Below are 24,520 nucleotides of genomic sequence, written 5' to 3' on the forward strand. Positions count from 1 at the left end.
ACCGTGCCTTAGATTCCCGACATGGGAAAACTCTATCTGGTACGACACGGGCAGGCGTCTTTTGGTGCCGCCGACTATGACAACCTGAGCGAACTCGGCCACAAGCAGAGCGTTCGCCTGGGTGAATACTTCGCATCCAAGGGCAACCGTTTTGAAGCGGTGCTGACCGGCACGCTCCGGCGCCACGCGCAGACCTACGCCGGCATTGCCAAGGGCGCGGGGTTGGAGCTGCAGCCCACGCTGTGGCCCGGCCTCAACGAATACGATGCCGACGCGGTGATCACGGCCATCCACCCCGGCCCGCTGGAGCCGCCAACCACGCCGGAGTCGTACAAGCTGCACTTCCGCCTGTTGCGTGATGGCCTGACGCAGTGGATGAACGGCGTGCTGACGCCCAAGGGCATGCCCACTTATGACGCCTTCGTGGCGGGCATAACCAGTGCGCTGGACCATGTGCGCAAACAACACACCGGCGATGTGCTGCTGGTCAGCAGCGGCGGACCCATCTCCACAGCTATCGGTCACATTTTGGGCACGCTGCCTGAGAAGACGATCGAGCTGAACCTGCAGATCCGCAACAGCGCAGTGACCGAATTTCAGTACACGCCCAAGCGCCATTTGTTACTGAGCTTTAACACCTTGGCCCATCTGGACGGTGCAGAATATGCACCATGGATCACCTACTCCTGAAATTTTTGCTGGTCGGCGCCAGCTGTAGCGTCAGCGCCGCCGACCCGCACGCCGCAGGCCCGCGTGGCGAACCAGTGGTCAACACCCTGGGTATGACCATGGTGCGTATACCGGCCGGCGAATTCATGATGGGTAGCGACGAAACCGTCGCAGCGCTAGAGCAAGCGTACCCGCTGATGGAGCGCCGGCGCCTCGAGGCGCTTGGCGACGAGGCACCGGTGCACCGCGTGCGCATCACGCGCGACTTCTACCTGGGCCGCACCGAGGTCACCGTGGGCCAATTCCGACGCTTCATCGCCGCGTCCGGGTATGTTCCCGAGTCTGTTGCCGATGGCACCGGTGGCTATGGCTACAACCCGCGCTACGTGCCGGCCAGAGGCGCGCGCGGCGAGCAGTTTGAGGGGCGCGACCCGCGCTACAGCTGGAACAACCCCGGTTTTGCGCAGACCGATGCGCACCCAGTCGTCAATGTGACCTGGAACGATGCCCAGTTCATGGCCCGCTGGCTCAGTGCCACCGAGGGCCGTGTTTACCGGCTGCCCACGGAGGCCGAATGGGAGTACGCGGCCCGTGGCGGCACGCGTACCCGCTACCACCATGGCGACGACCCCGAAGGCCTGGTACGCGTCGCCAATGTGTTCGACGCGCACGCAAAACCCATGTGGCCGGCTTTCGCCAACCATGCGCTGCTGGGCGATGACGGTTATGCGTTCACGGCACCAGTAGCGTCATTTGCGCCCAATGCGTTTGGCCTGTACGACATGCATGGCAATGCCTGGGAATGGACCAGCGACTTGCATGATGAGAACTACTACGCCCACTCTCCGGTGGACGATCCACAAGGCCCGGCCGAAGGCACGGTCTACGTACGCCGCGGGGGCTCTTGGCACAGCTGGCCGCTGTATGTGAGGTCCAGCTACCGCAACTGGAACTCTCCAGAGACGCGCTACACGCTGGTGGGCATCCGCCTCGTGCTAGAGGCAACTGATCGCGGAACAAGCACTACCCCGCCAAGCCGCCCCTAGCTACCAAGGGGCTGAAGGCCACGGCTCCAAAGCCACCCGCGTGGCGTTAGACAGCCTGAAGAGCCGAGTCTCTGCCGGGGCATGATCAGCGACCCCCACAGGAGCGCAGCGTGGGGGGCTAGACCGACAACTGAATTTCGACAACCGTGTTGCCAGGGGAACTGCTGATGTGCAGTTGCGCGCCGATCGACAGCGCGCGCTCGCGCATCGTAGCCAAACCGTTGCGGGTGTGCTTGGCCGGGTCGAAACCACACCCATCGTCCACCAGGCGCACGAAGACCTGGTTGCCGTCCTGTACATGGCCTTCAACGCGCAAAACGTGCGCTTTTGCATGCTGCAACACGTTGGACAAGGCCTCAAACAGCATGAACTGCAACTCGCTCATGGCACTGGCGTCCAGCTTCTCGCAAATCGGCAGCAGGTCCACATCCCACTGCAGTTCAATGCCCATACCGGCAAAGCGCGGCCCCATGCGGTAGCGCATATTGGCCAGCAGGGCCGTGACATCGCCCGGTGCCAGGTGGATGGCGTCTATCGACAGCTTCAGATGGTCCAGCCCGTCGCGCAATGTCTGTAGCACTTCGTTGCGCGCGTCCATCGTGGGATCATCGGCGTCGTACCCCTGCAGCTGGCGCATGGCCGAACTGATGTGGGCGCCCACGCCATCGTGCATATTGCGCAGGATACGCCCGCGCTCGGCCATGCGCTCCTGGCTGCGGGCCAGATGCTCCAGCGCCTTTCGGCTGTCCAGCACCTCTTGCACAGCGGTGCTGCTGATGTGGTCAAAGGTCAACGCGAACAGGAACAGCACGGCCACCAGACCGCCGATGCAGACCATGTTGAACGCCGTGGCGTAGTCCTGGTCATACATCCGTGGGAACTCGTAGCCCTGCAGGCTGGCCGCACCATAAGATACCGAGATCGCGAAGCACACCAGAAACCAGACCAGCGCATCCACGCCATAGCCCAGCAGCAGCACCGCCGCCACCGGGATCAGCGTGAACCACGGCAGCACCGGCGAATGCAGGCCGCCAGAGAAAAAGCTGCAGCCCATGACCGCGACAAAGGCCACGTTGGCCATATACCAGTTGACACTGGGCCGCAGCCTGCCGGTGGTGCGGAAGTAGAACAGCGCGGCAAACAAGAAAACGATGCCGGTGGACATCAACAGCGCACCCATCGCAAAACCGATGGCCAGCGACGTGAACACGTACAGCAGCGAGAACACCGAATTGATCAGGCAAATATAGACAAACATCCGGCTGGCCGTGAGTGCATGTTCATCCAGCACCAGCCGGTGCGGGATAAACCAGCCCACCAGGCGGTCCATGCGGCCCAAAGCGGCTTTGCTAAGGTCCGTATTCATGGCGTGAATCTGCAGGGTCACAGCACCCGGTTTACCGGGCCACGCCGTTGCTCAGCGTGTCCAGCGGCAGTTGGTGCAGCTCGGCCAGCAGACCTGCCAGCGCGCGGCCGGCTGCGTCCAACACGGCACGCCCCTTGTCGGCGCTGGCATTGGCCGCGTTGCCCACTGCGCCGTGGGGGTTGTAGTCTTGCATCTGCCAGCCCAGCTTGGCGCTTTTGCCATTGCCCAGAATGGCGAACGCCTTCGACCGGTCTTCCGACGTGGATGCAAAGTTTTGCGCCTGCGCCATGTCCACCAAATCCGGGGCCAGCGCCAGCATCATCGATGTTTCGATGTCGCCAGCGTGGATGCCAAAGCGGTGCTCGTGCGCGCTGAACAGCGCATTCACATCCTCGCCGTGCGGCCCCAGCAGCGGCAGGCCGAACCAGTTGACGCTGTAGACCAGCATACCCAGCCGCGCGCGCAGGTCGCGGGCCACGATGTCCATGACCCCCACCTGGCCGCCGTGGGAATTGAGCAGCACCAGCTTTTTGACGCCGCTGGCCGCCACACTCTCGGCAATATCAGTCCACAGCCGTATCGTGGTTTCGGCCTTCAGTGTCAGCGTGCCTGCAAAGCGGGCATGTTCGGGGCTGAGGCCCACGGCCTGCGTGGGCAGGAACAGCGCCGGCACGTCGGCCGACAGGTGGTGCAAAGCAGCGCTAATGACGCCATCGACCAGCGCGCGGTCAACCTGCAGCGGCAGGTGCGGCCCATGCTGCTCGGTGGCAGCCACCGGCAGCACGGCGATCGTCTGCTGCAAGATACCGCTGGCTTGGCGTTGGGCAAAGTCGCGCGTGCTCCAGTCAGCCCAGTAGCGCGAAGGGGCGGGCGCGGCAGCGGAAGAAGGGGGTGCTTCAGGCATGGGTCAAAATCGGCTGTCCAACGAAGCGACCATGGTAACGCGCTCGGGTGCAGTGCCACAATCGGGCCATGGCCTGCGGCGTTTGGCGCTGCGGCGGAACTTTTAGGCTGCCACAAGCTCCCAATTTGCAATGACCCACGCCTCCCGCACCTTGCCGCGCCGCGCCGGCACCTTCCGTCTGCCCCTCCCCAGCCTGCGAATTGCTACTATTTTCATAGCTGCTTACGCGCTGTTGACGGGGGCTAGCGCCCAAATTCTGCTAAGGAATTCGCACCAGACCGCCAGCGTGTCCGCCGTGGTGCAAACCGAACAGGTGCGTGCGGAGCTACTGGCCCACGCGCCAGACGGCGTCGACCCCGGCAAGACCATCTGGGTGGGCCTGCAAATCCAGCACCAGCCACACTGGCACACCTATTGGACCAATCCTGGCGATTCGGGTCTGCCCACGATGTTGCAGTGGACGCTGCCCGCCGGGCTCACCGCAGGCGACATCGCCTGGCCTACGCCCAAGCGCATCCCCATCGGCACCCTTGCCAATTTTGGGTATGAAGACACGGTACTGCTACCGGTGCCGCTGACCGTTGGCAAAGATTTCAAAGCCGGTCCCAATGGCATGCTCGAAGTTGGGCTGAACGCCAACTGGCTGGTCTGCCGCCAGGAGTGCATCCCGCAAGAGGGCAAATTCGTGTTGCGCCTGCCCACGCAGGGCTCCACGGCCACCCATGGCGCGGCCTTTGACGCCACACGCACGGTCAGCCCCAAAGCGCTGAGCGGCTCTTCGCAGGCCATATTGCGCGGCGATGCGCTGGTGTTGACCGTAACCGGCTTACCCGCCAGCTGGAACGGCCGCGCGCTGCTGGCCTTTCCCGAGACCGCACACATCGCCGAGCCGGTGAAAACTCCGCAGGCCAGTGACGCTGTGGCCAGCAGTGCACCGACAGACGGCAAGCCGGCCACCCAATTTTGGAACAAAGGGGTCTGGACGGCACAGTTACCCCTATCCGCACAGCGCGAATCCGCGCCGACCAGCCTGCCTGTAGTGCTGGCGTTGGGTAGCGAAAGCCTGCGCAGTGTCGCCCCCATCACCGGCACTTGGCCGGCCCTGCCCGGCGCGGGTACGACAGGCACCGCAGTGGGTGTTGCGCCCGTTGGCGCCGGCAGCCCGGCTACCAGTCCCGGTAATACAGCGGGGAGCGGCAATGCCAATGGCGGCAGCATGACCAGCAGCTGGGGCATGGCGCTGATGGCCGCTGTGCTGGGCGGCCTGATACTGAACCTGATGCCGTGCGTGCTGCCGGTGCTGGCCATCAAGGTGCTGGGCTTTGCCCGCCGCAACGCGCACAGCCGCGCCTCGCAGCGCACCCAAGGACTCGCTTACACCGCCGGCGTCGTGCTGTCGTTCACTGCACTGGGCGCCCTGATGTTAGGCCTGCGGGCCAGTGGCGAACAGCTGGGTTGGGGCTTTCATCTGCAGTCGCCGGCCGTTGTGGCGGTGTTGGCCATGCTGTTCACGCTGCTGGGCCTGAACCTCGCAGGCCTGTTTGAAGTGGGTAGCGTGCTGCCCAACCGCATCGCCTGCATGCAGGCGCAACATCCGGTGGTAGATGCCTTTTTGTCCGGTGTATTGGCCGTGGCGATTGCCTCGCCCTGCACGGCGCCATTCATGGGCGCTTCGTTGGGTTATGCGATCAGCCTGCCTGCCTACCAGGCGCTGAGTATTTTTGCGGCACTGGGCCTGGGCCTGTCGCTGCCGTTCCTGGCCGCGGCCTGGGTTCCGGCTGTGGGTAGCTGGCTCCCCCGCCCCGGGCCCTGGATGGATGCGCTGCGCCGCTTCATGGCCTTCCCGATGCTGGCCACCGTCATTTGGCTGGTCTGGGTGCTGGGCCATTTGACCGGCGTAAATGGCGCCGGCGCGCTGCTTGCGCTGCTGTTGGCGGTCAGCCTGCTGGTCTGGTCACTGAACCAGGCTGGCCGCAGTCGCATGGTTTTTACTACGATTTCTGTAGCAGTATTGCTTGCATTCGTGGGGTCTATCGGCCCATTGGTGTTGACGGTGGAAGAGCCGGTGGCCACCGCCCCATCAACCGGCAACAACCCGCAGGCCGGGTGGCAGGCGTGGGCCCCAGGCAAGGTAGAGGCAGAACTGGCATCGGGCCGGCCGGTGTTTGTCGATTTCACGGCCGCGTGGTGCATTACCTGCCAATACAACAAGAAATCCACGCTGGGCAACGCCGCCGTGCTGGCCGATATGCGCGCCCACAACGTCAGCCTGCTGCGCGCCGACTGGACGCGCCGCGACCCTGCCATTACCGTCGCGCTGGAGGCGCTGGGCCGTAGCGGCGTGCCGGTTTACGTATTGCACCAGGCCGGCAAGCCACCGGTGGTGTTCTCGGAAATCCTGGACACCCAAGCCCTGCGCACTGCGCTGGCCGCGCTGTAGGCTGACCCCATGCACACCGATTCCGCCGACATCACGCACATTCTGGAACACTGCCGCACCGTAGCGGTGGTGGGGCTATCGCCCAAACCACACCGCGACAGCTATGCGGTAAGCCGTTACATGCAGGCCCAGGGTTGGCGCATCGTTCCCATCAACCCCAATGCCAGCAGCATTCTGGGGGAGACGGCCTACCCAACCTTGACCGAGGCCGCGCGCCACCACCGTATCGAGTTGGTCAATGTATTCCGCAACAGCGCCGATGTGCCGCCGGTCGTGGATGAAGCCATCGCTACCGGGGCACAGGCCGTATGGTTGCAAATGGGCGTGGTGCACGATGGTGCAGCGCAAAAGGCGCGTGACGCCGGGCCGCGCGTGGTACAAAACCGCTGTTTGATGGTCGAACACCGAAACCACTCCCCGGGCTGACATCCGCGAAGGGCTGCGACAATCAGTCCATGACCGACACGACTTTCGCCTCCCACCACAACCCGACTTTCCTGCAGGCCTGCTTGCGCCAGGCTACCGCCCACACACCCGTGTGGCTGATGCGCCAGGCCGGTCGCTATTTGCCCGAATACCTGGCCACCCGCGTGAAGGCCGGCAACAGCTTCATGGGCCTGGCCACCAATGTGGACTACGCCACCGAGGTCACGCTGCAGCCACTGGACCGCTATCCATTGGACGCCGCCATTTTGTTCAGCGACATCCTGACCATTCCCGACGCAATGGGCCTGGGCCTGAGCTTTGGTGTGGGCGAAGGCCCGCGCTTTGCATCCCCCGTGCGCGACGAGGCTGCGGTCGACAAGCTTGCCGTGCCCGACCTCAACAAGTTGCGCTACGTGTTTGACGCCGTGTCTTCAATCCGCAAGGCGCTAACACGGCCCGATGGCAAGAGCCGCGTGCCGCTGATAGGCTTCTCCGGCAGCCCCTGGACGCTGGCGTGCTACATGGTCGAGGGTGCCGGTTCCAGCGATTACCGGCTGGTCAAGACCATGCTGTACAGCCGCCCGGACCTGATGCACCGCATCCTGGCCACCAACGCAGATTCCGTCGCGGCTTATTTGAATGCGCAGATCGACGCGGGCGCCCAGGCAGTGATGATTTTTGACAGCTGGGGTGGCGTGCTGGCCGACGGTGCCTTCCAAGAGTTCAGCCTGGCCTACACAGCCCGCGTGCTGGCACAGCTGAAGACGACGCACACCGACGCCGCCGGCAACACCGTACGCATTCCCCGTATCGTGTTCACCAAAGGCGGCGGCCTGTGGCTGCAAGAAATGGCCGGGCTGGACTGCGAGGTGCTGGGTCTGGACTGGACTGTCAATTTGGGCAAGGCGCGCGCCGCCATTGGCGGTGTCGAAAATGGCCCCGGCAAAGCGCTGCAGGGCAATATCGACCCCAATGTGTTGTTTGCCCAACCCACCCAGATCGAGGCTGAAGTGGCCCGGGTGCTGGACAGCTTTGGCCAGCCGTACCAGGGCACGGGAACCGGCCCCACGCATATCTTCAACCTGGGCCATGGCATCAGCCAGTACACGCCACCCGACCATGTGGCGGCGCTGGTGGACGCCGTGCACCGCCACTCCCGCGCGTCACGGGCATAAGTTTCTTACCATTGTTTTGGGCCGGATCCAAGCCCGCGCTCTACAGTTATGCACAAAAACAGGGTGGCGCTATGCGGGCATTCCCTGATTTGGACAGCAGGCGCTATGAAAGCAATAGCGCGTGCAAGTGGTTGATTCATAAGGATTTTGGATTTTGCTTTTTTTCCGGGCATTCCAGCTAAAGCCTTGATTTTCAAGGCTTGGCGGAGTCCACGGACAACATATCAACAAAGTTATCCACAGAAACACTGGGTTAGGCGCAAAGTCTATCCAAATCAAGCACTTAGACTCTCTTTCGCAAGTCAACATCAACATCTTCACCCAAGTGGTACGCCGTCCCACCCCCCGCCGCAGACCCGCGTGCCAGTGCCTATGACGCACTGGTTATGCGTACTCGTCCAGACACCGGCCCACGCTGCGCTGGGCTCGGTGCTGAGCTATAGAAGTGAGTCGCCACTAGCGCCGGGTACGCTGGTGCGGGTGCCACTGGGCAAGCGCGAGACACTGGGCGTGGTCTGGGATGCCGACGCCGCGCAAGCCACCGGCGAGGTGGACCCTGGCAAGGTGCGGGCCATTGCAGGGGTGCTGGAAGGCATTGCGCCGCTCAGCAGCGCGTGGCAACAACTGCTTACATTTGCAGCCCAGTATTACCAGCGCTCCATCGGAGAAGTTGCGCTGGCTGCACTGCCGCCCCAGTTGCGCGAGTTGTCTCCAGTGCAGGTGCAGCGCCGCCTACAGCGTGGCAAGGGGGCCAGGCACAGCCCGGCGGATAGCCAGCAACCGGCAGACGGACAAGCCCTGCCTGCCCTGAGCCCCGAGCAGACGGTGGTTCTGGCCCGTATCCAGGCCGAGGTCGGCCCGTTTCTGCTGTTTGGCGCCACCGGTAGCGGCAAGACCGAGGTCTATCTGCACAGCGTGCAGACTCTGCTGGCAAATGACCCACTCGCCCAGGCACTGGTCATGGTGCCCGAGATCAACCTCACACCGCAGCTGGAAGCCCGATTCAAGGCGCGCTTTGCGCCGCTGTATGGCGAGGACGCCGTCGTATCGCTGCACAGCGGCATGACGAATCCGCAGCGGCTCAAAAGCTGGCTCGCCGCTCACTGCGGCACCGCGCGCATTGTGCTGGGCACGCGCATGGCGGTGTTCGCCTCCCTGCCCCATCTGCGTTTGGTCATCGTCGACGAGGAACACGACCCAAGCTACAAGAGCAGCGAAGGCGCACGCTACTCGGCCCGCGACCTGGCGGTATACCGGGGCCGGCTGGAGGGCGCCAAGGTGCTGCTGGGCTCCGCCACGCCGTCGTTGGAGAGCTGGCACCACAGCCGCCCGGCGGCAGAAGGCGGACGCTACCTGCGCCTGCACATGCCCAGCCGCATCGGCGCCGCGCCTGCTATGCCACCGAGCGATAACGCCCCGACGGCACAGCAGACCATGCGCACCACGGCGGCCACGCCCGAGGGTCTGCCACTGGTGCGCCGCGTGGACATGAACCACCAGCACCGCCACGCGGTGTTCTCGATCCCGTTGCTGGAAGCCATCAAGGAGCGGGTGGCCCGGGGCGAGCAAAGCATGGTGTTCCTGAACCGGCGCGGCTATGCACCGGTGCTGCACTGCACCGACTGCGGCTGGAAGAGCGAATGCCCGCACTGCAGCGCGTTCCGCGTGTTCCACAAAATCGACCGCACACTGCGCTGCCACCACTGTGGCTTTACCGAACGCGTGCCGCGCGCCTGCCCCACCTGCGGCAATCCCGACATCGCACCGCTGGGCCGTGGCACCGAGCGGCTGGAGGAACACGTGGCCGAACTGCTGGCCGATGTGCGCCGCCCCAACACGGTCAGCGAGCAATTCCCGGACGGCGAGCCGGTGCGCGTAGCCCGCATCGATGCCGACACGACACGCCTCAAGGGCGAACTGCAAAGCCAGCTGGCAGCCGTACATGCCGGCGATGTGGACGTGCTGGTCGGCACGCAGATGATTGCCAAGGGCCACGACTTCCGGCGCATCACGCTAGTGGCGGCGGTCAACCCCGACGGTGCGCTGTTCTCCAGCGATTTCCGTGCGCCGGAGCGCCTGTTCAGCCTGCTGATGCAGGCCGCTGGCCGTGCCGGGCGTGACGCCACTTTAGGTGAGCGCAGCGAGGTGTGGATACAGACCTTCCAGCCCGCCCACCCGCTGTACGCCGCACTCAAACGCCATGATTACCCGGGTTTTGCAACGCAACAACTGAAAGAACGCGCCCAGGCCGGGCTGCCGCCCTTCACCGCGCAAGCCCTGGTACGCGCCGAGGCCCGCACGCAAGAAGTGGCCCAGGCGTTTCTAAATGCCGCCAGCAGCGCAGCACGAGAGAATATGGCGCATTGGGAAGGTTGGGCACCGGTGCTGGACCAAATCACGCTGTACCCGGCCGTGCCCATGAGCATCCAGCGCGTGGCCAATATCGAGCGCGCCCAGATGCTGGTCGAAAGCCCGTCACGCGCTGCGCTGCAACAGTTCTTGACGGCCTGGCAAGCCGTGCTGCACGCTACCCGCCAGGGACCAGAGGGCAAGGGATTGATACGTTGGGCTGTCGACGTCGATCCGCTGGCGATTTAAGCGTCGCTAGTACCGGCGGCGACGCGAGGGAATAGAACGCGGATGCGGCTGCCTTCGCGGGGCTTGCTGTGCACCGTGATCTGTCCGCCCAGAATGCGGGTCACGATGCCATGCACGATATTCATCCCCAGGCCAGTGCCACCGCGCCCCATCTTGGTCGTGAAGAAGGGATCAAAGATCCGCGCCCGCACAGCGTCTTCCATGCCCAGCCCATCGTCCGCAACGACCAGTTCCATGGTGTCTGCATCGACGGCGCCGACACTGACCGAGATGCTGCCGGCAGCGCCGTCGTTAAAGGCATGGATCGTGGCGTTCATGACCAGGTTGGTCAGCACCTGCCCATAGCGCCCGGGGAAGCTGTCGCAGACCAGGCCCGGGCTCAGGTTTTTCTGTATCTGGCAACCTGACTTGCGCAGCATGGGCTGCAGCATGTTCAGAATTTCGGTGCTCACTTCGGCCAGGTCAAACTCCCGGCGCTGGTCGCTCGTCTGGTCCACGGCGACTTGCTTGAAGTCCGAGATCAGATTCCCTGCCCGTTGCAGATTCTTCAGCGACAGGGCCAACCCCTCATCGGCGCGCGCGATGAACTGCGTCAGTGCCGAGCGGCGCATCGATCCACCTGCCAGCTCGGTCTTGAGGTCTTGCAACTCGGACTGTATCGTCGAGGCCACCGTCAGCGCATTGCCAATCGGTGTGTTCAGTTCGTGCGCCACTCCGGCCACCACGCGGCCCAGCGACGCAAGTTTCTCGGTTTGGATGATTTCCTCCTGCGCCCGCTCCAGCGTCAGCAGGGTTTTCTCCAGCGATTCAGTGCGCTCGGCCACACGCCGCTCCAGGTTTTCGTTGGCATCGGTCAGCTCGGTATTTCGGCTCTCCAGCTGCGCGATCAGGTTCAGCAGGGCCAACCGTGTGGACTCCAGGCTATCGGCCAGCGTGCCCACTTCATCACGGAAAACAGGCCGTATCGGCACGTCCAGCTGCCCTTTTTCCAGCCGACGGGATGCCCGCACCAATGCTTCCAGCGGCCGCACCAGGCGCCAGTGCATCAGCAGCAAGATTACAAAGAGCGCGCCAGCGGAAGTTTGTGCGCCATGCTTCACATACTGCATGCGAACTTCGTGAACCTTGCGTAGGTAACCGGCGGTGGACATCTGTATCGTCAGCTTGCCAACCATGGTCTTGTTGCGCTCCACCACATGTGTGGTGGCATCCACCAAACTGGGGTCTTCTGCGGCGCGGGTGCGGGTGGCAAAGGGAGCACCTTTGTCGTCCCAAATGGCGATGGACACCACGTCCGGATTCACAAACGCGGCCTCCATAATGGAATTGGCCTGCTCGGCCTCAAACTGCCACAGCGGTTCGCGCAACGCTAACGCAGTCAGCGCCCCCAGATGGTTCATTTCTGTGCGGATCTGGGCTACGTGCTGTTCACGCAGATCCGAGGTCTGCTCCACATAGGAGAGAAAGGATGCAAACAGCACACCCGATACCACGGTCAGTGCAATTGCCACTCGCAAGGAGCGCAGCCGCAGCCACAGCTTGCGCAGGCGAACAGTGAGGGGTTCGGTTATCCGCTTCATGGAGTGGGGTGTTTACGCCACTGTAACGCATAGTGGTGTCCGTGCGCTATGCACAAGTCATGCCTGTCACATACCCCTCGCACCAATTTTCCCAAACTGCGGCGCGAGTACTGCTTTCGTTCTTCAGTCTATGCCCACCGCCGCAAAGCCGGCCTCGATGGCAGAGATTTTGGTTGCCAGTGCGGCAGGAGCGAGCGCCCGGAACAGCGTACGGGCACTGTCCAGCACGGCAACACGGCTGTCCGCAAATTGTGACGTGCGCGAAAGCCGCTGGGTCAGGGCCAGATAGAAGAAAGCCGCCACCTCATCTGGCGTGAAGACCAGCGCCTTTGCGTCCACAGCGGTCAGGATGTTGTAGGCCGCCTTGTTGTGGATGCCGCTGTTGGTGTGCACGCCGCCGTTGTCGCCCCTTGGCGTATTGGGCAGCACCTTGAAGTCGCGCATATGGGCCGGTTGGCCGCACAGCGTGGGGTCGGACATGTCACGGAACGGTGTGCCGTCTGGCAGCAAGCCCGCGCCCACTTGCCACTTCCAGGTGCGCGGGTCCGCGTTCGGCTGGTTGGCGATGATGATGCCGAAGATATCGGAGTACGACTCGTTGAGCGCACCGGGTTGCAGCGCGTACTCCAGGCGCGAACTGGTGTCGGTCACGCCGTGGAACATCTCGTGCCCAACCACATCGAGCGCGACCGACAGCGACATGAAGCCCTTGCCATCGTGCCGCTGCCCATAGACCATCTGTTCACCGTTCCAGAATGCGTTGACCCACTCCTTGCCGTCGGGGCTGTCGCTCTTGTCCACGCAGTTGATGCTGGACACCATCAGACCGCCCTTGTTGTCGATGTTGTTGCGCTTCAACACCGAGCGAAGGAAAGTGGCCACGGCCGCCGCATTGGCATGGGCGCTGACTGCCGACGGCGGGAACTTGGGCGGATTCTTGATGGGCTTGCCGGGCAAGGTCGCGGCCTGTTGCACGGGGTCGCTGAACTTGAAGTCGAAGGTCTGCACGTTCAGCGTCGCATCCTTCAGCGTCTTGGTTTTGCCGGTCTTGTCCACTTCAAATCCTCGGGTTTGGCCACGCCCGTCCACCGCGCTATCCTGCACGCCAAGGGTGGGCGTGCGTGGCGTGGCCCTTACAACCTTCCCGCTGTGTGCATCGACCACGTAGTCCATCAGCACAGGAGACGGACCCTTTGTCTCGGGAACGACCGGCACATCCTCCAGAATAAACACGAGCCGCCACTTGGACGCGCCGGTATCAAAGTAGTAGTGCAGGCGGGGCACCACCTGCTTCAGGTCCTTGGTGTGTCCCGGATACGCGTCAACTGCCTTCACCGCTTCGGCGGCCGATACCTTGGCGACCGGGTTGACCGCCGCGGGCGCGCCCAGCGCGGCGTTGATGTTGAGCAGCTTGTTCGACTCGTCCAACTCCACCACCACCAGCGAGCCGTAGACGGGGATCTTGTTGAAGTTCTGCCGGAACTTGACGATGGTGGTACCCGTCAGCGCAATGGACTCTGTGCCAAGGGTCCTGAACTCGCTGGGCGCCGCATCCGCCTTTGGCGCGGTGAAGCTTGGTAGCGCGCTGCAGGCCAGCGCCTGGTCCAGGTAGTTACGGGCTGCGGTTTCGGGGTCCAGGGCTTTGTGCCCGGCTGCGTCGGCGAAAGCGAACGCAGGGTTATCCAGGCGCGTGGTCCGCAATGCCGTGATACCCGGCTTGGCCGCCTCGTCCTTGCTATGCAGCGAGAACGCTTTCAGGCCATTGCCCGGCAGAGCCTTTGTCGCCACCTTTCCGTTCCTAGGGTTTGCTGCAGGCTTCGCTGCGTGTGTTTTTCTGGTCACCATGGTTTACCCCTCCCGCTGTGTAGACATGTCCTATCCTGCCACGGATTGGCGACCCTCGCCCGCGGCTGCAGGGCGCCCTGCAGCACGACCTGGATACGTTCCAGCAATGCGGGGTTGGGCCGAGCGGCGATGCTACAGACTGGTCGCAAAATCTGGGGGGCTATGGTCCGCGTCCGGGCGCCGCCACGGGTCCACGTGGGTCATCAGATTCAGCACACGGTGTCGCTGCAGCACACGCTGGCGCGCCTCGACCGCGATGTCGTGGCCGGCTTCCACGCTGATCGCCGCATCGACCTCGATATGCGCGTCCACGACGACCATGTCGCCCATCTTGCGGGTGCGCAGATCGTGCACATTCCGCACGCCGGGCGTATCCACCAGCGTCTGGCGGATGGCATCCACCTCGGCCGTATCCACTGACCGGTCCATCAGGTCGTGCATGGCATCCCAACCGAAGCCCCAGCCCATGCGGGCGACCATGAACCCAACGATAAGCGCGGCAATGGGGTCGAGGATGGGATACCCCGCCAGGTTGCCGACGATGCCTATGCACACCACCAAAGACGATGCGGCATCGGAGCGTGCATGCCAGGCGTTCGCCACGAGCATGCTGGATTTCACCCGCTTGGCAACCGAGAGCATGTAGCGGAACAGCAGCTCCTTGGCGACCAGCGCTGCGCCTGCAACCCACAGCGCGATCACGTGGACCTGCTGCACCAGCCCAGGCTCTTCGAGTTTGCGAAACGCCGACCACAGCATGCCCACGCCTACCGCCAGCAGCAGCGCGCCCAGCACCAGGGACGCACCGGTCTCAAATCGCTGGTGTCCGTAGGGGTGATCTTCGTCGGCGTCCTTCTGGGCATGGTGGCTGGCGAACAGCACCACGAAATCGGCCACCAGGTCCGACAGCGAATGGATGCCATCGGCCACCAGGCCCTGTGACTTTGCCATCAGGCCGACGGCGATCTGGGTTACGGTAAGGGCCAGGTTGACGCAGACACTGACCCAGGTGCTGCGCCGCCCGGCGGCCGCGCGCTCGGCTGACACCTGCTGGGGGTCCTCAGGATCGCTATCAAAATCGTCAAGCGGCATTACAACTCTCCAGGGGTAGTTTCCAGGCGAATGATGCCGGGTTCACTGCATCAGCTCACTATGAAATATATAGCATCATATGTAGTATCGGCTTGGGCTGGAGCATGAATCTGCAGCGTACTATCTGCAAACTCAGGTCATCAGCGCCACAGCACCCGCAAACGTAAAAAACGCCGCGGCCGTCGACACGAGGATGATGCGGGCAATGCGCCCGTTATCCGCGCCAAAGCGCTCCGCCAGCAGCGACACATTGCTGGCGCTGGGCAACGCGGCCAGCAGCACCAGCACGGTCAACGCAAAGCGGTCCAGCGGCACGCCCATCTGGATCGCGCCGGCCCCGATCAGCAGCACCAAGATCGGGTGCAGAAAGAGTTTGATGCCGGCGACCGGCACCACTTCGAGCCAGTGCACAGGGTGCGCCTTGCCCGCCTTGGCCAGCAGTTGGGAGCGGGCCAGCACCGCACCAATCGTGAACAGGGCCACCGGCGACGCGGCATCGGCCAGCAGGCCCACGGTTTGAACGACGGGTTTGGGTAAATCCAATTGCAACGCAGACACCACGGCCCCCAGCAGGATGGCCCAGGGCATCGGGTTGGTGGCCACACCCTTCAGCGCGTTTTTGGTCGCCTGGCTGGCCGACGCCTCGCCGGGGCCATGGCTGCCCAGGCGGGACAGCGCGATGCACAGCGAGGTGGTGATGACCATGTCCACCAGAATGGTCACGATGGCCGGCCCGGCGGCCTTGGGACCTAACAACGCGACCAGCAGCGGCACGCCCATGAACCCGGTGTTGGGAAAGGCGCCGACCAGTGCGCCAAAGGCGGCATCGTTCCAGCCTATGCGCCCATGGCGCGTGACCGCGACGACAAAGCCGACCATGACCAGCGCACACAGCAGGTAGGTCAGCGCCACGCTGGGGTCCAGCAGCTGCGCAATCGGCGTTGTGGCACCAAAGCGGTACAGCATGCACGGCAACGCAAAGAACAGCACGAAGGCGTTCAGGCCGGGGATGGCTGGCAGCGGCAGCATGCCGCGGTGGGCCGCCACATAACCGCACAGGACCAGCGCAAAAAAGGGGAAGGTGATGGTCAGAATTTGCAGCACGGGGCCATTGTCCGGCATTTTGGGCTGCGGCTTGGCCTTTTGGTTCTGGAAATTTACTATCAAATGCATAGCGGCTTACGCTCGTTCCACGAGGGCTACAGCCCGATTTGGCTTAAACCTTTCGGCGTAAACGGCCCAGCGACGCACAGCGGCGCCACCAGCAGCGACCGGCGCGGCGCAGGCCCTGGGGCGCACCCCGGTAAGATGGCGCGCTTGTCTGCCCGGATTGCCGCAATGTCTGCTTCGTCTCCCCCATCTTCCCCGCCCTCCCCCCTGGCCCAACGCATGAATGCCGCCCAACAGGAGGCGGTGAACTATCTGCACGGGCCTTGCCTGGTGCTGGCGGGTGCGGGTTCAGGCAAGACCCGGGTCATCACGCACAAGATCGGGCGGCTGATCCAGGCCGGCATGCCGCCGCAGAAGATTGCCGCCATCACCTTCACCAACAAAGCGGCGGCCGAAATGCGCGAGCGCGCCAAGGGTCTGATCGGCCGGGCGGCCAAGGACGTGGTGGTGTGCACCTTCCATGCTTTGGGCGTGCGGATGCTGCGACAGGACGGCGGCGTGCTGGGGCTCAAACCCCAGTTCAGCATCCTGGACAGCGACGATGTAACCAGCATCCTGAAGGACGCTGGCGGCAGCACTGATGTGGCTACGGCCCGCCAGTGGCAGTGGACCATCAGCGCCTGGAAGAGTGCCGGCCTGAACGCGGCGCAGGCGCTGGCCCAGGCGGCCGACGACAACGAGCGCCTCACCGCTGTCGTCATGGGTCGCTACGAGGAGCGCCTGACCGCCTACCAGAGCGTGGATTTCGACGACCTGATCAGCCTGCCACTGAAGCTGCTGCGCGACCATGAGGCCGTGCGCCAGAAGTGGCAAAGCATGATGGGCCATGTGCTGGTGGATGAATACCAGGACACCAATGCGACGCAGTACGAGGTGCTGAAGCTGCTGGTGGGCGGCAACCCGCCCGATGCGGCACGCTTCACCGCGGTGGGCGACGACGACCAGTCCATCTACGGCTGGCGGGGCGCTACGTTGGACAATTTGAAGAAGCTGCCGGTTGATTTTCCGGCACTCAAGGTCATCAAGCTGGAACAGAACTACCGCTCCACCAGCGCCATCCTGCGGGCCGCCAACAACGTCATTGGCCCCAATCCCAAGCTGTTTCCGAAGACGTTGTTCAGCGAGCTGGGTGAAGGCGAACCGGTGCGCGTGGTAGACGCCGACAGCGAAGAACACGAGGCCGAGCGGGTGGTGGCCCGCATCCAGAGTCTGCGTGCCGACGGCTTGCCTGTACAGGGCAAGCAGTACAAGGAGTTCCGCGACTTTGCGGTGCTGTACCGGGCCAACCACCAGGCCAAACCGTTTGAGAAGGCGCTGCGCAGGGCTGGCATTCCGTACAAGGTGTCGGGTGGCCAGAGCTTCTTCGATCGCGCCGAGATCCGCGACCTGTGCGCTTGGTTTCGGCTGTGGGCCAACAACGACGACGACCCTGCGTTCCTGCGAGCCGTGACCACGCCCAAGCGTGGCATCGGCCACACCACGCTGGGTACGCTGGGTGTTTTTGCGACGCAGTACAAGCTGAGCCTGTTCGAGTCGCTGTTTGCCGGCTCGCTGGCATCGGTGTTGGCCGCCAAAGCGCTGGGTAGCCTGCACGAGTTTGGACGCTACATCAACGATCTGCAGTACCGCGCTCGCCACACAGAGGGCGCGGAAGCCGCCAAGACTTTCATGCTGGATTGGCTCAAAGAGATTGGCTACGAGCAGCACCTGATGGACGGCGAGGACAGCGAAAAGGTTGCCTCTGCCAAGTGGGGCAATGTCATGGAGTTCTGCGACTGGATGGCGCAGCGCTGCGGCGGTGAACTGGACGACACCGCTGGCGTAGCCACCGTGCGTGAGGTCAAGAATTTGCTGGAAGTGGCGCAGACCATTGCGCTGCTGTCCACGATCAGCGAGCGCGAGAAGGACCAAGACGTCGTGACACTGTCCACGCTGCACGCCTCCAAGGGCCTGGAGTGGCCGCACGTGCTGTTGGTAGGTGTGACCGAGGGCATGCTGCCGTTCAAGCTGGGCGATGGTGCAGGGTCGCTGGGCGGCTCTGAGCGCGCCCACGAGTCCGCCAACGAAGACATGGCGCAGCGCCTGCAGGAAGAGCGCCGCCTGATGTATGTGGGCATCACCCGCGCCCAACGCAGCCTGGCCGTCAGCTGGACGCGCCGTCGTAAAAAGGGCCGGGAGATGGTGGCGGCCTTGCCCAGCCGCTTTATTGCGGAAATGGGCCTGGACCAAGCCACGGTGCGTGAGGACCCGCGTGAGAAGTTGAAGGCGCTACGTGCCGAATTTGCTGCGAAGGCGCTGAATTCGGCAGCGGCTGCGGCGCAAGTGCGTTAGGCCAGTCCTCTATCGAAGGGCGTCCCAGCCGGTACCCCGCATCACCGAATCGGAGAAGCCGTTACCGCCCCTGGGCTCGGCCGCACCGAATTGCGCGTCGTGTATTTCTGCAAGCAGCATCATGGCGTTGGCCGCGTCCTGGTTGAAGCCCATGCGGGCATGGCCCATGCCATCACCGCCGGCAAGGATCAATTTGGAGATGTAATCGCTGCATTCCTTGTAGCCCCACAGCGTGCGTATCGTGTTGGCAATGCGGTGGTGGTGCAACTCCACGGTGGACAAGGCGTCTTCCTTGCGCTGCTCCAGCGTGCGTTCTTCGCGGGACAGGGCTGCGTCAGCGCTGCTGTTGCTACCCTCTGCGTGAAGCGACATTGGAACCGTATTCTGGAAGGAAGGGTCCAGCGGCGGCAGGGAACTGAATTTGGAGTCCTGCTCGGCTACAGCGTCTTCCCACAAGCCCCACGCCGTGTTGGGATCGTCTTCCACTACTTCTAGCCCACGCGAATCCACCGCATCCGGTGGACCATCCGGTTTTTTGCTTTTGCCCAGAAAACCGTTGAACATGGCGTTTCTCCAGAATTTCTGACAATGCTACTCCAGCCGGGGAATCTTTGCCACTTTTCGGCCGAGCACAGAGTTGTTTGCAGAGAGAAAGCAAAAAGCCCGTCACACGGACGGGCTTTTGCATAAATTTGGAGCGGGAAAAGAGGCTCGAACTCTCGACCTATACCTTGGCAAGGTATCGCTCTACCAACTGAGCTATTCCCGCATGTGACCACCGAGGTGGTCAAAATAAAAACCTATCAAACGACAGATTCTTAAATTTGGTGGCCTGGGGCGGAATCGAACCACCGACACAAGGATTTTCAATCCTCTGCTCTACCGACTGAGCTACCGGGCCTGAGCCATCGATTATAGCAGGAAGATTTCGCTGTTTTGGCTAACAGCCATCAAATTCCGTTGCGCTTGCCGCGTGTCAGGTCCACGCCGAGCTGCTTGAGCTTGCGGTACAGGTGGGTACGCTCCAGGCCTGTTTTCTCGGCAACACGTGTCATGGAGCCGTTTTCCCGCGCCAGGTGGTATTCGAAATAGGCCTTCTCGAACTCGTCACGGGCCTCGCGTAGCGGCTTGTCCAGCACAAAATTTTGCGTGGCCTGCAGGCCCGCTTCTACAGACACACTGGCAGACGGCGGCACGTACGCTGACGAAGTTTCGAGCGTAGTGACCAGCGGCCGCGCCACTACGGCGGGCTGGGCCTTGTGCAGGTTGCTGCGCACCAAGCCCTGCTCGACGGCCTTGAGTAGTTTTTGCAGCGTGATCGGCTTTTCGAGAAAGGCCAACGCGCCAATCTTCGTGGCTTCAACCGCGGTATCGATCGTGGCATGTCCGCTCATCATGATGACGGGCATCGTCAGCAATCCGTTGGAGGACCACTCCTTGAGCAAGGTCACACCATCGGTATCTGGCATCCAGATGTCGAGCAACACCAAGTCTGGACGCTCGCGCGCGCGCGCGGAACGGGCTTGCGCAGCGTTTTCTGCCAACTCGACGTTGTGACCCTCATCGTTCAGAATTTCCCAGAGCAAATCCCGAATGCCGTGCTCGTCATCAACAACCAGAATGTTTGCCATGGTGTATGCGTTGTGTCTTTCTTAGCTAATGTCGCGCTCAAGCCGACGCGCTATCGTCAACCGACAATGATAACGATACTTGCGCACCCACTATGACACCGTCTGTTACACGGTTAACAATGTCAATGCGCGAGCCATGCTCATCGGCAATTTTCTTCACCACCGCCAATCCCAGGCCCGTGCCTTTGGCCTTGGTGGTGACATACGGCTCAAACGCGCGTTTGAGAATGTGTTCGGGAAAACCGCCACCGGAATCCAGCACGCTCAGGCGTACACGCCCGGATGTCCGCTGGTACTGGGTACGCACGATGACGTTGCGGTCTTCGCCCGCCGCGTCAGCACGACCCGCCTCGCTGGCGTCTTGCGCGTTTTGCAACAGATTGTGGATGACCTGGCGCAGCTGTTGGGCGTCCCCCATGACGCAGGGGGCTGCAGGGTCAAGCTCAGCACGCACGGGCACGCTCTGGCCATCGCTCTCGTAAAGCTGCAAGATATCCTGCACCAGAGCGTTCAGGTCCACTGGCTTCAGCTCGGCTGCTGGCAGGCGCGCATAGTCGCGAAAGTCATTCACCAAACGCTTCATCGCATCGACCTGGTCCACAATAGTTTTTACGGATTTGGTCAGCACCGCCTGTTCAGCGGCACCCACTTTGCCGGACAGCTTCATTTCCAACCGCTCCGCGGACAACTGAATCGGTGTCAGAGGATTCTTGATTTCGTGTGCCAGCCGGCGCGCCACCTCACCCCAGGCCTGCGCCCGTTGCGCCGACACGATGTCGGAGATGTCATCAAACACCAATAGTCGAGCGTCGCCCGGCAGTTCGGCTCCCCGCGCAACCAGGGTCAGTGTGCGGTCAAACGGCCCATGCAGCGGGGACGCGCCACCGCCACCCAGTTCAAACGACCGTTGCCAATGGTCCAGGCGCTGCTCGGCGCGTTGAACCAGAAAGTCGGCAAACTGTGTCTGTACGGCTTGGCCAAACTCTTGCAACCCGTCAATGGCCGAAAGCGACTGTCCTTCGTAATCAGCCAGTGACACATTCAATATCCGGGTCGCTCCGGGGTTGGACGACCGGATGGCACCATCTGCATCCAGCACAATGACGCCGGCCGTCAGATTGTCCAAAATGGTCTGTAAATTGGCACGCGCCGCATCCACCTGCGACATGCTTTGCTGAACGGCGTGGCGGGCGTCGGCCAGCTGTTCAGTCATGGATGCGAAGGCCCGCGTTAGCCCGCCCAATTCGTCCTTTCCGCGCAAAGCCAGCTTGGGCGTCAAGTCACCGGCAGCGACTTGGCTGACCCCTTCGGCCAGCATCAACAACGGTCGCGCGATCTGGTCCCCCAGAATCACAGCCAGTAGCACTGCGGCGAATACCGCGAGGAACAGGCTCAAGGCCAGCGTGCCGCGGTACATGCGCTTGAGTCCCTCTCGCCCCAGCGCGCGCTCCTGGTACTCGCGGTAGGCACTCTCCACCGCCAAGGCGTTGGCGACCAGATTCGGCGGCAGCAAACGGGAAACCAGTAAAAAACGGCCTTCTGGCGCGAGTCCCAATACGGAACTCGACAGAGGCACCAGAACTTTCACCCGCACATTACTGGGGTTTGCCACTGCCGTGTCGTCCAGGCCCTCGATCCAGGACAGCGCCCGGTCAGCCCTGGCGGCGCGGAACTGTGATGGGGTGGGCTTGTCCGGGGTCAGCTGGAATCGAGACTGACCGGCACTGGCCAACAGCTTGCCCGAAGCACTCCAGACCGTGATGTCGGCCGCACTCAATTGCTCGACGAGGCGGTCCAGCGTCAGCCCTACCGAAACTTCTGCGGTTTCGGATATCTGGACCGCAGCGGTACGGGTCTTGGTCGTGAGATCGTTGGACAGCGTATCCAGCGTAACCCGCCCCAGATTCAGACCGGCTTCCAAAGCCCCTTCGACCTTGACGTCAAACCAGCTTTCGATGGAGCGGGACACAAACTGGTAAGAAACACCGAACACCAACAGCCCGGGCGCCACGCCAACCAACGCAAAGATGGCCGCCAGCTTCACCAACAGACGGCTGCCGAAGCGGCCTTGCCGCAAGCGCACGACCAAGCGGTAGCCCACCCACAAAATTGCGCCGAACAGCACGGACGCAACCACCATGTTGACAATGAAAAGGCGCGCATAGTTGCGCTCGTTCAGCTCGCGATTGTTGGTGGCCTGGGTCAACAGATACAGCAAAACCAGACCAATGATGACCATGGCAACCGAGCCTGCAGCCACTGTCCAACGCAGTGCCCGGGAACTCTGCAGGGATGGCGCAGGTTCGCTGTTGCGAAAGTCAGCCATCATTTGACCGGGGCAAGCATCAATGTGGTGGTCCTGCTGGCCGCCAGATCCCAGTCGGACTGGCCCAAGGTCCCGATCTGGAAGGGTCGGGGCAGCTGGCTCAGATCCAGTTTGAAACTAAAGTCGACACGGTACTTGACGCCACTTTCCAGATCTGCAACGTCGGCAATTTTCCAGCGGGAGACCCGCTTGATGGCGGACAGCGCATCTTCCAGCGTGTCAAAACTGGGGTTCAGTGCCAATCCAACACTGACCTCGCGCCCGGCACCTGCAGAAACATTCAGACGCCAGCGCCGCGTCAAAGGTTGGTACGCCAGACGCATGTGACGCTGAACAGAGGCCAGCTTTTTGTCATACCAATACCAGCGCTCACGCAGCACATTGGCCTCGGTCACAAAAAACATTGGGATGCCCTTGAGCAAGGCCTCCTCTACCGCGGATGGCAGCTCGAACGCCACTTGCGCCGAAACCAGGACCTCCTCGTCCAGGCGCTCCACCTGGTATTGGGATACTTCGGCCGCGATCTGGGCTTGGCAAACCCCTGCAGACGCGACAAAAACCAGCATGCATAGCTGGCGCAGGCCCCGATCAAGCCATTTGTTTCTGCAGCAATGCGTAATAAAAGCCATCGTGGTCACAAAACCCATTGTCCGGGACAGCTTCCGCTTTTGCGACATTTTGGGGCATTAAATGCCCGGGGGATGGCAGCAACACCGCGTCGGTGTTGTGTCGGAGAAACGTTTGGACCTGGCCCTCCCCTTCGGCCAAAAACAACGAGCAGGTGCAGTACAGCAAGCGTCCGCCGGGGCGAACCAGGCCCCATAGTGTTTGCAGCATGCGCTTCTGAATCGCGGCGAGTTGGGCAATATCGGACTCGCGCCGCAACCATCGCACATCCGGGTGCCGCCTGACGATGCCCGACGCGGTGCAAGGGGCATCCAGCAGGATGGCATCGAATGCCTGACCGTCCCACCAATCCTGCGGGCGCAAAGCATCTGCGGTCACCACGTGGGCCCGCAACCCCAGGCGTTCCAGATTTTGGGCGATGCGGCCCGTGCGCGCCGGGTCCAACTCCAAGGCCAGCACGTGCGCATCCACCAGCTCCAACAAGTGCCCCGTCTTGCCGCCGGGTGCGGCGCAGGCATCCAAAATGCGCGCCGGCCGGTCTTGCGACAGGCCATCCAACAGCAAAGGCGCTGCCATTTGGGCGGCGGCGTCCTGCACCGACACCAGACCCTGCTCAAAACCCGGCAAGCGCTGCACGCCGACTGGGTGGTCCAGCACGATGGTGGGACCGGCTGTGCCCCGGGCTGCAATCCCGGTCTGGGTCAACAGTGCCAGATAGTCCTTGGGCGTAGTTTTGCGGCTGTTGACACGCAATGTCATCGGCGCATGGCGATTGGCGGCTTCAAGAATCTCGCGCCAGCGCGTACCCTGCTCCTTCTGCAACCGCTTGATCCACCATCCAGGATGGTTCCAGACCGCGACCGGATCGGCATCGGTATCGGCTACCAAAGCCTCGCGTTCGCGCAAAAATCTGCGCAGACAGGCATTTAAAAAATTGGCCTGCGCCTGGGTGGCTGGGGCTCGTTTGGCCGCCTCCACGGTCTGGTTGACCAGCGTGAACATGTCGTAAGGGGCTTGGTCATCATTCCAGGCCAGCGCCAAGGCCGTGCACAACAAGGCGTCAACCGGCGGTGGAGGCAACTTGGCGGCGAGGGCCTTGCGCAAAGCCTGGGCCCGTCCCAAATTTCGCCACACATGGAAGGCCAACGCCTGCACGCCGGGCCGCAACTCTGTGGGTACGCCCTCGACAGCGGCCGTGCCCGACACGCCCTCCCGGACGGCCTGTATGACCGATGCTGTGGCGCTGAGTTGGCGCCACAGCGGGATCTGTTCGTCCTTTGGGGTCATGCTGTCC

Annotated in this window: 18 protein-coding genes and 2 tRNA genes; 7 read left to right on the forward strand and 13 right to left on the reverse strand. The window is 62.7% G+C overall.

Annotated elements, in window-relative coordinates:
* The first annotated feature begins 21 nt into the window (after positions 1-21).
* The gene (locus tag AC097P_RS00710) at positions 22-690 is read left to right on the forward strand and encodes a histidine phosphatase family protein (protein ID WP_479608452.1); all 669 of its coding nucleotides are present in this window, start codon (positions 22-24) and stop codon (positions 688-690) included.
* Complete coding sequence (locus AC097P_RS00715) at positions 672-1,715, forward strand: formylglycine-generating enzyme family protein (RefSeq protein WP_479608453.1); 1,044 nt, start codon at positions 672-674, stop codon at positions 1,713-1,715. The genes AC097P_RS00710 and AC097P_RS00715 overlap by 19 nt, the downstream gene beginning before the upstream one ends.
* Positions 1,716-1,833: 118 nt before the next feature.
* On the opposite strand, the gene AC097P_RS00720 is transcribed toward AC097P_RS00715, so the two are convergent.
* Together AC097P_RS00720 and AC097P_RS00725 are read right to left on the reverse strand one after the other, a co-directional pair.
* Positions 1,834-3,081, reverse strand: coding sequence for a sensor histidine kinase (locus AC097P_RS00720; protein WP_479608454.1), 1,248 nt, complete (start codon positions 3,079-3,081; stop codon positions 1,834-1,836).
* Positions 3,082-3,112: 31 nt separating this feature from the next.
* Positions 3,113-3,985: a creatininase family protein gene (locus AC097P_RS00725; protein ID WP_479608455.1), complete on the reverse strand. Its 873-nt coding sequence runs from the start codon at positions 3,983-3,985 to the stop codon at positions 3,113-3,115.
* 130 nt (positions 3,986-4,115) lie between these two features.
* Between AC097P_RS00725 and AC097P_RS00730 the strand changes: the two genes are divergently transcribed.
* The 4 genes from AC097P_RS00730 (at position 4,116) to priA (ending at position 10,624) form a co-directional block, all read left to right on the forward strand.
* A complete protein-coding gene (locus tag AC097P_RS00730) occupies positions 4,116-6,425 on the forward strand; it encodes a protein-disulfide reductase DsbD family protein (RefSeq protein WP_479608456.1) in 2,310 nt (769 codons plus the stop codon).
* A 9-nt stretch (positions 6,426-6,434) separates the two neighbouring features.
* Positions 6,435-6,851 carry a CoA-binding protein gene (locus AC097P_RS00735; RefSeq protein WP_479608457.1) on the forward strand — a complete coding sequence of 139 codons (417 nt, stop codon included), beginning with the start codon at positions 6,435-6,437 and terminating at the stop codon, positions 6,849-6,851.
* Between the two features lie 29 nt (positions 6,852-6,880).
* On the forward strand, positions 6,881-8,026 hold the full coding sequence (gene hemE / locus AC097P_RS00740) for a uroporphyrinogen decarboxylase (RefSeq protein WP_479608458.1): 1,146 nt from the start codon (positions 6,881-6,883) through the stop codon (positions 8,024-8,026).
* 372 nt (positions 8,027-8,398) lie between these two features.
* Entirely contained in the window at positions 8,399-10,624 is a 2,226-nt protein-coding gene (gene priA, locus AC097P_RS00745) for a replication restart helicase PriA (RefSeq protein WP_479608459.1), read from the forward strand.
* Here the strand turns inward: priA and AC097P_RS00750 are convergent.
* The 4 genes from AC097P_RS00750 to AC097P_RS00765 all read right to left on the reverse strand — a co-directional run bounded on the left by AC097P_RS00750 (position 10,621) and on the right by AC097P_RS00765 (position 16,263).
* Positions 10,621-12,204 carry a sensor histidine kinase gene (locus AC097P_RS00750; protein ID WP_479608460.1) on the reverse strand — a complete coding sequence of 528 codons (1,584 nt, stop codon included), beginning with the start codon at positions 12,202-12,204 and terminating at the stop codon, positions 10,621-10,623. The genes priA and AC097P_RS00750 overlap by 4 nt on opposite strands.
* A gap of 123 nt (positions 12,205-12,327) precedes the next feature.
* Positions 12,328-13,992, reverse strand: a complete 1,665-nt coding sequence (locus AC097P_RS00755; protein WP_479608461.1) for a M4 family metallopeptidase — start codon at positions 13,990-13,992, stop codon at positions 12,328-12,330.
* A gap of 189 nt (positions 13,993-14,181) precedes the next feature.
* Positions 14,182-15,141: a cation diffusion facilitator family transporter gene (locus tag AC097P_RS00760; RefSeq protein WP_479608462.1), complete on the reverse strand. Its 960-nt coding sequence runs from the start codon at positions 15,139-15,141 to the stop codon at positions 14,182-14,184.
* A gap of 132 nt (positions 15,142-15,273) precedes the next feature.
* Complete coding sequence (locus tag AC097P_RS00765; protein ID WP_479609445.1) at positions 15,274-16,263, reverse strand: AEC family transporter; 990 nt, start codon at positions 16,261-16,263, stop codon at positions 15,274-15,276.
* Positions 16,264-16,530: 267 nt separating this feature from the next.
* Here AC097P_RS00765 and AC097P_RS00770 point away from each other — a divergent pair, with 267 nt between their 5' ends.
* Positions 16,531-18,642 carry an ATP-dependent helicase gene (locus tag AC097P_RS00770; protein ID WP_479608463.1) on the forward strand — a complete coding sequence of 704 codons (2,112 nt, stop codon included), beginning with the start codon at positions 16,531-16,533 and terminating at the stop codon, positions 18,640-18,642.
* 9 nt (positions 18,643-18,651) lie between these two features.
* Here the strand turns inward: AC097P_RS00770 and AC097P_RS00775 are convergent, their stop codons facing one another.
* The 7 genes from AC097P_RS00775 to rsmB all read right to left on the reverse strand — a co-directional run bounded on the left by AC097P_RS00775 (position 18,652) and on the right by rsmB (position 24,513).
* The gene (locus tag AC097P_RS00775; protein WP_479608464.1) at positions 18,652-19,206 is read right to left on the reverse strand and encodes a hypothetical protein; all 555 of its coding nucleotides are present in this window, start codon (positions 19,204-19,206) and stop codon (positions 18,652-18,654) included.
* Between the two features lie 129 nt (positions 19,207-19,335).
* A tRNA-Gly gene (locus tag AC097P_RS00780) sits at positions 19,336-19,411 on the reverse strand.
* 56 nt (positions 19,412-19,467) lie between these two features.
* Positions 19,468-19,543 (reverse strand) — tRNA-Phe (locus tag AC097P_RS00785).
* A gap of 49 nt (positions 19,544-19,592) precedes the next feature.
* Positions 19,593-20,273, reverse strand: a complete 681-nt coding sequence (locus AC097P_RS00790; RefSeq protein ID WP_479608465.1) for a response regulator — start codon at positions 20,271-20,273, stop codon at positions 19,593-19,595.
* 37 nt (positions 20,274-20,310) lie between these two features.
* A complete protein-coding gene (locus AC097P_RS00795; protein WP_479608466.1) occupies positions 20,311-22,599 on the reverse strand; it encodes a sensor histidine kinase in 2,289 nt (762 codons plus the stop codon).
* The gene (locus tag AC097P_RS00800) at positions 22,599-23,165 is read right to left on the reverse strand and encodes a DUF4390 domain-containing protein (protein ID WP_479608467.1); all 567 of its coding nucleotides are present in this window, start codon (positions 23,163-23,165) and stop codon (positions 22,599-22,601) included. The genes AC097P_RS00795 and AC097P_RS00800 overlap by 1 nt, the downstream gene beginning before the upstream one ends.
* Before the next feature lie 22 nt (positions 23,166-23,187).
* Positions 23,188-24,513 carry a 16S rRNA (cytosine(967)-C(5))-methyltransferase RsmB gene (gene rsmB, locus AC097P_RS00805; protein ID WP_479608468.1) on the reverse strand — a complete coding sequence of 442 codons (1,326 nt, stop codon included), beginning with the start codon at positions 24,511-24,513 and terminating at the stop codon, positions 23,188-23,190.
* Between the last annotated feature and the right edge of the window lie 7 nt (positions 24,514-24,520).

The organism is Rhodoferax sp. ZS1R8 (genome assembly GCF_056521325.1).

Excerpts from the sequence above, each read along its gene's own strand:
- AC097P_RS00790 (WP_479608465.1), bottom strand. The coding sequence starts at position 20,273 with ATGGCAAACATTCTGGTTGTTGATGACGAGCACGGCATTCGGGATTTG.
- AC097P_RS00760 (WP_479608462.1), bottom strand. The coding sequence starts at position 15,141 with ATGCCGCTTGACGATTTTGATAGCGATCCTGAGGACCCCCAGCAGGTG.
- AC097P_RS00735 (WP_479608457.1), top strand. The coding sequence starts at position 6,435 with ATGCACACCGATTCCGCCGACATCACGCACATTCTGGAACACTGCCGC.
- priA (WP_479608459.1), top strand. The coding sequence starts at position 8,399 with ATGACGCACTGGTTATGCGTACTCGTCCAGACACCGGCCCACGCTGCG.
- AC097P_RS00750 (WP_479608460.1), bottom strand. The coding sequence starts at position 12,204 with ATGAAGCGGATAACCGAACCCCTCACTGTTCGCCTGCGCAAGCTGTGG.
- AC097P_RS00725 (WP_479608455.1), bottom strand. The coding sequence starts at position 3,985 with ATGCCTGAAGCACCCCCTTCTTCCGCTGCCGCGCCCGCCCCTTCGCGC.
- AC097P_RS00775 (WP_479608464.1), bottom strand. The coding sequence starts at position 19,206 with ATGTTCAACGGTTTTCTGGGCAAAAGCAAAAAACCGGATGGTCCACCG.
- AC097P_RS00770 (WP_479608463.1), top strand. The coding sequence starts at position 16,531 with ATGAATGCCGCCCAACAGGAGGCGGTGAACTATCTGCACGGGCCTTGC.
- AC097P_RS00800 (WP_479608467.1), bottom strand. The coding sequence starts at position 23,165 with ATGCTGGTTTTTGTCGCGTCTGCAGGGGTTTGCCAAGCCCAGATCGCG.
- rsmB (WP_479608468.1), bottom strand. The coding sequence starts at position 24,513 with ATGACCCCAAAGGACGAACAGATCCCGCTGTGGCGCCAACTCAGCGCC.
- AC097P_RS00795 (WP_479608466.1), bottom strand. The coding sequence starts at position 22,599 with ATGGCTGACTTTCGCAACAGCGAACCTGCGCCATCCCTGCAGAGTTCC.
- AC097P_RS00715 (WP_479608453.1), top strand. The coding sequence starts at position 672 with ATGGATCACCTACTCCTGAAATTTTTGCTGGTCGGCGCCAGCTGTAGC.
- AC097P_RS00720 (WP_479608454.1), bottom strand. The coding sequence starts at position 3,081 with ATGAATACGGACCTTAGCAAAGCCGCTTTGGGCCGCATGGACCGCCTG.
- AC097P_RS00710 (WP_479608452.1), top strand. The coding sequence starts at position 22 with ATGGGAAAACTCTATCTGGTACGACACGGGCAGGCGTCTTTTGGTGCC.
- AC097P_RS00730 (WP_479608456.1), top strand. The coding sequence starts at position 4,116 with ATGACCCACGCCTCCCGCACCTTGCCGCGCCGCGCCGGCACCTTCCGT.
- hemE (WP_479608458.1), top strand. The coding sequence starts at position 6,881 with ATGACCGACACGACTTTCGCCTCCCACCACAACCCGACTTTCCTGCAG.
- AC097P_RS00765 (WP_479609445.1), bottom strand. The coding sequence starts at position 16,263 with ATGCCGGACAATGGCCCCGTGCTGCAAATTCTGACCATCACCTTCCCC.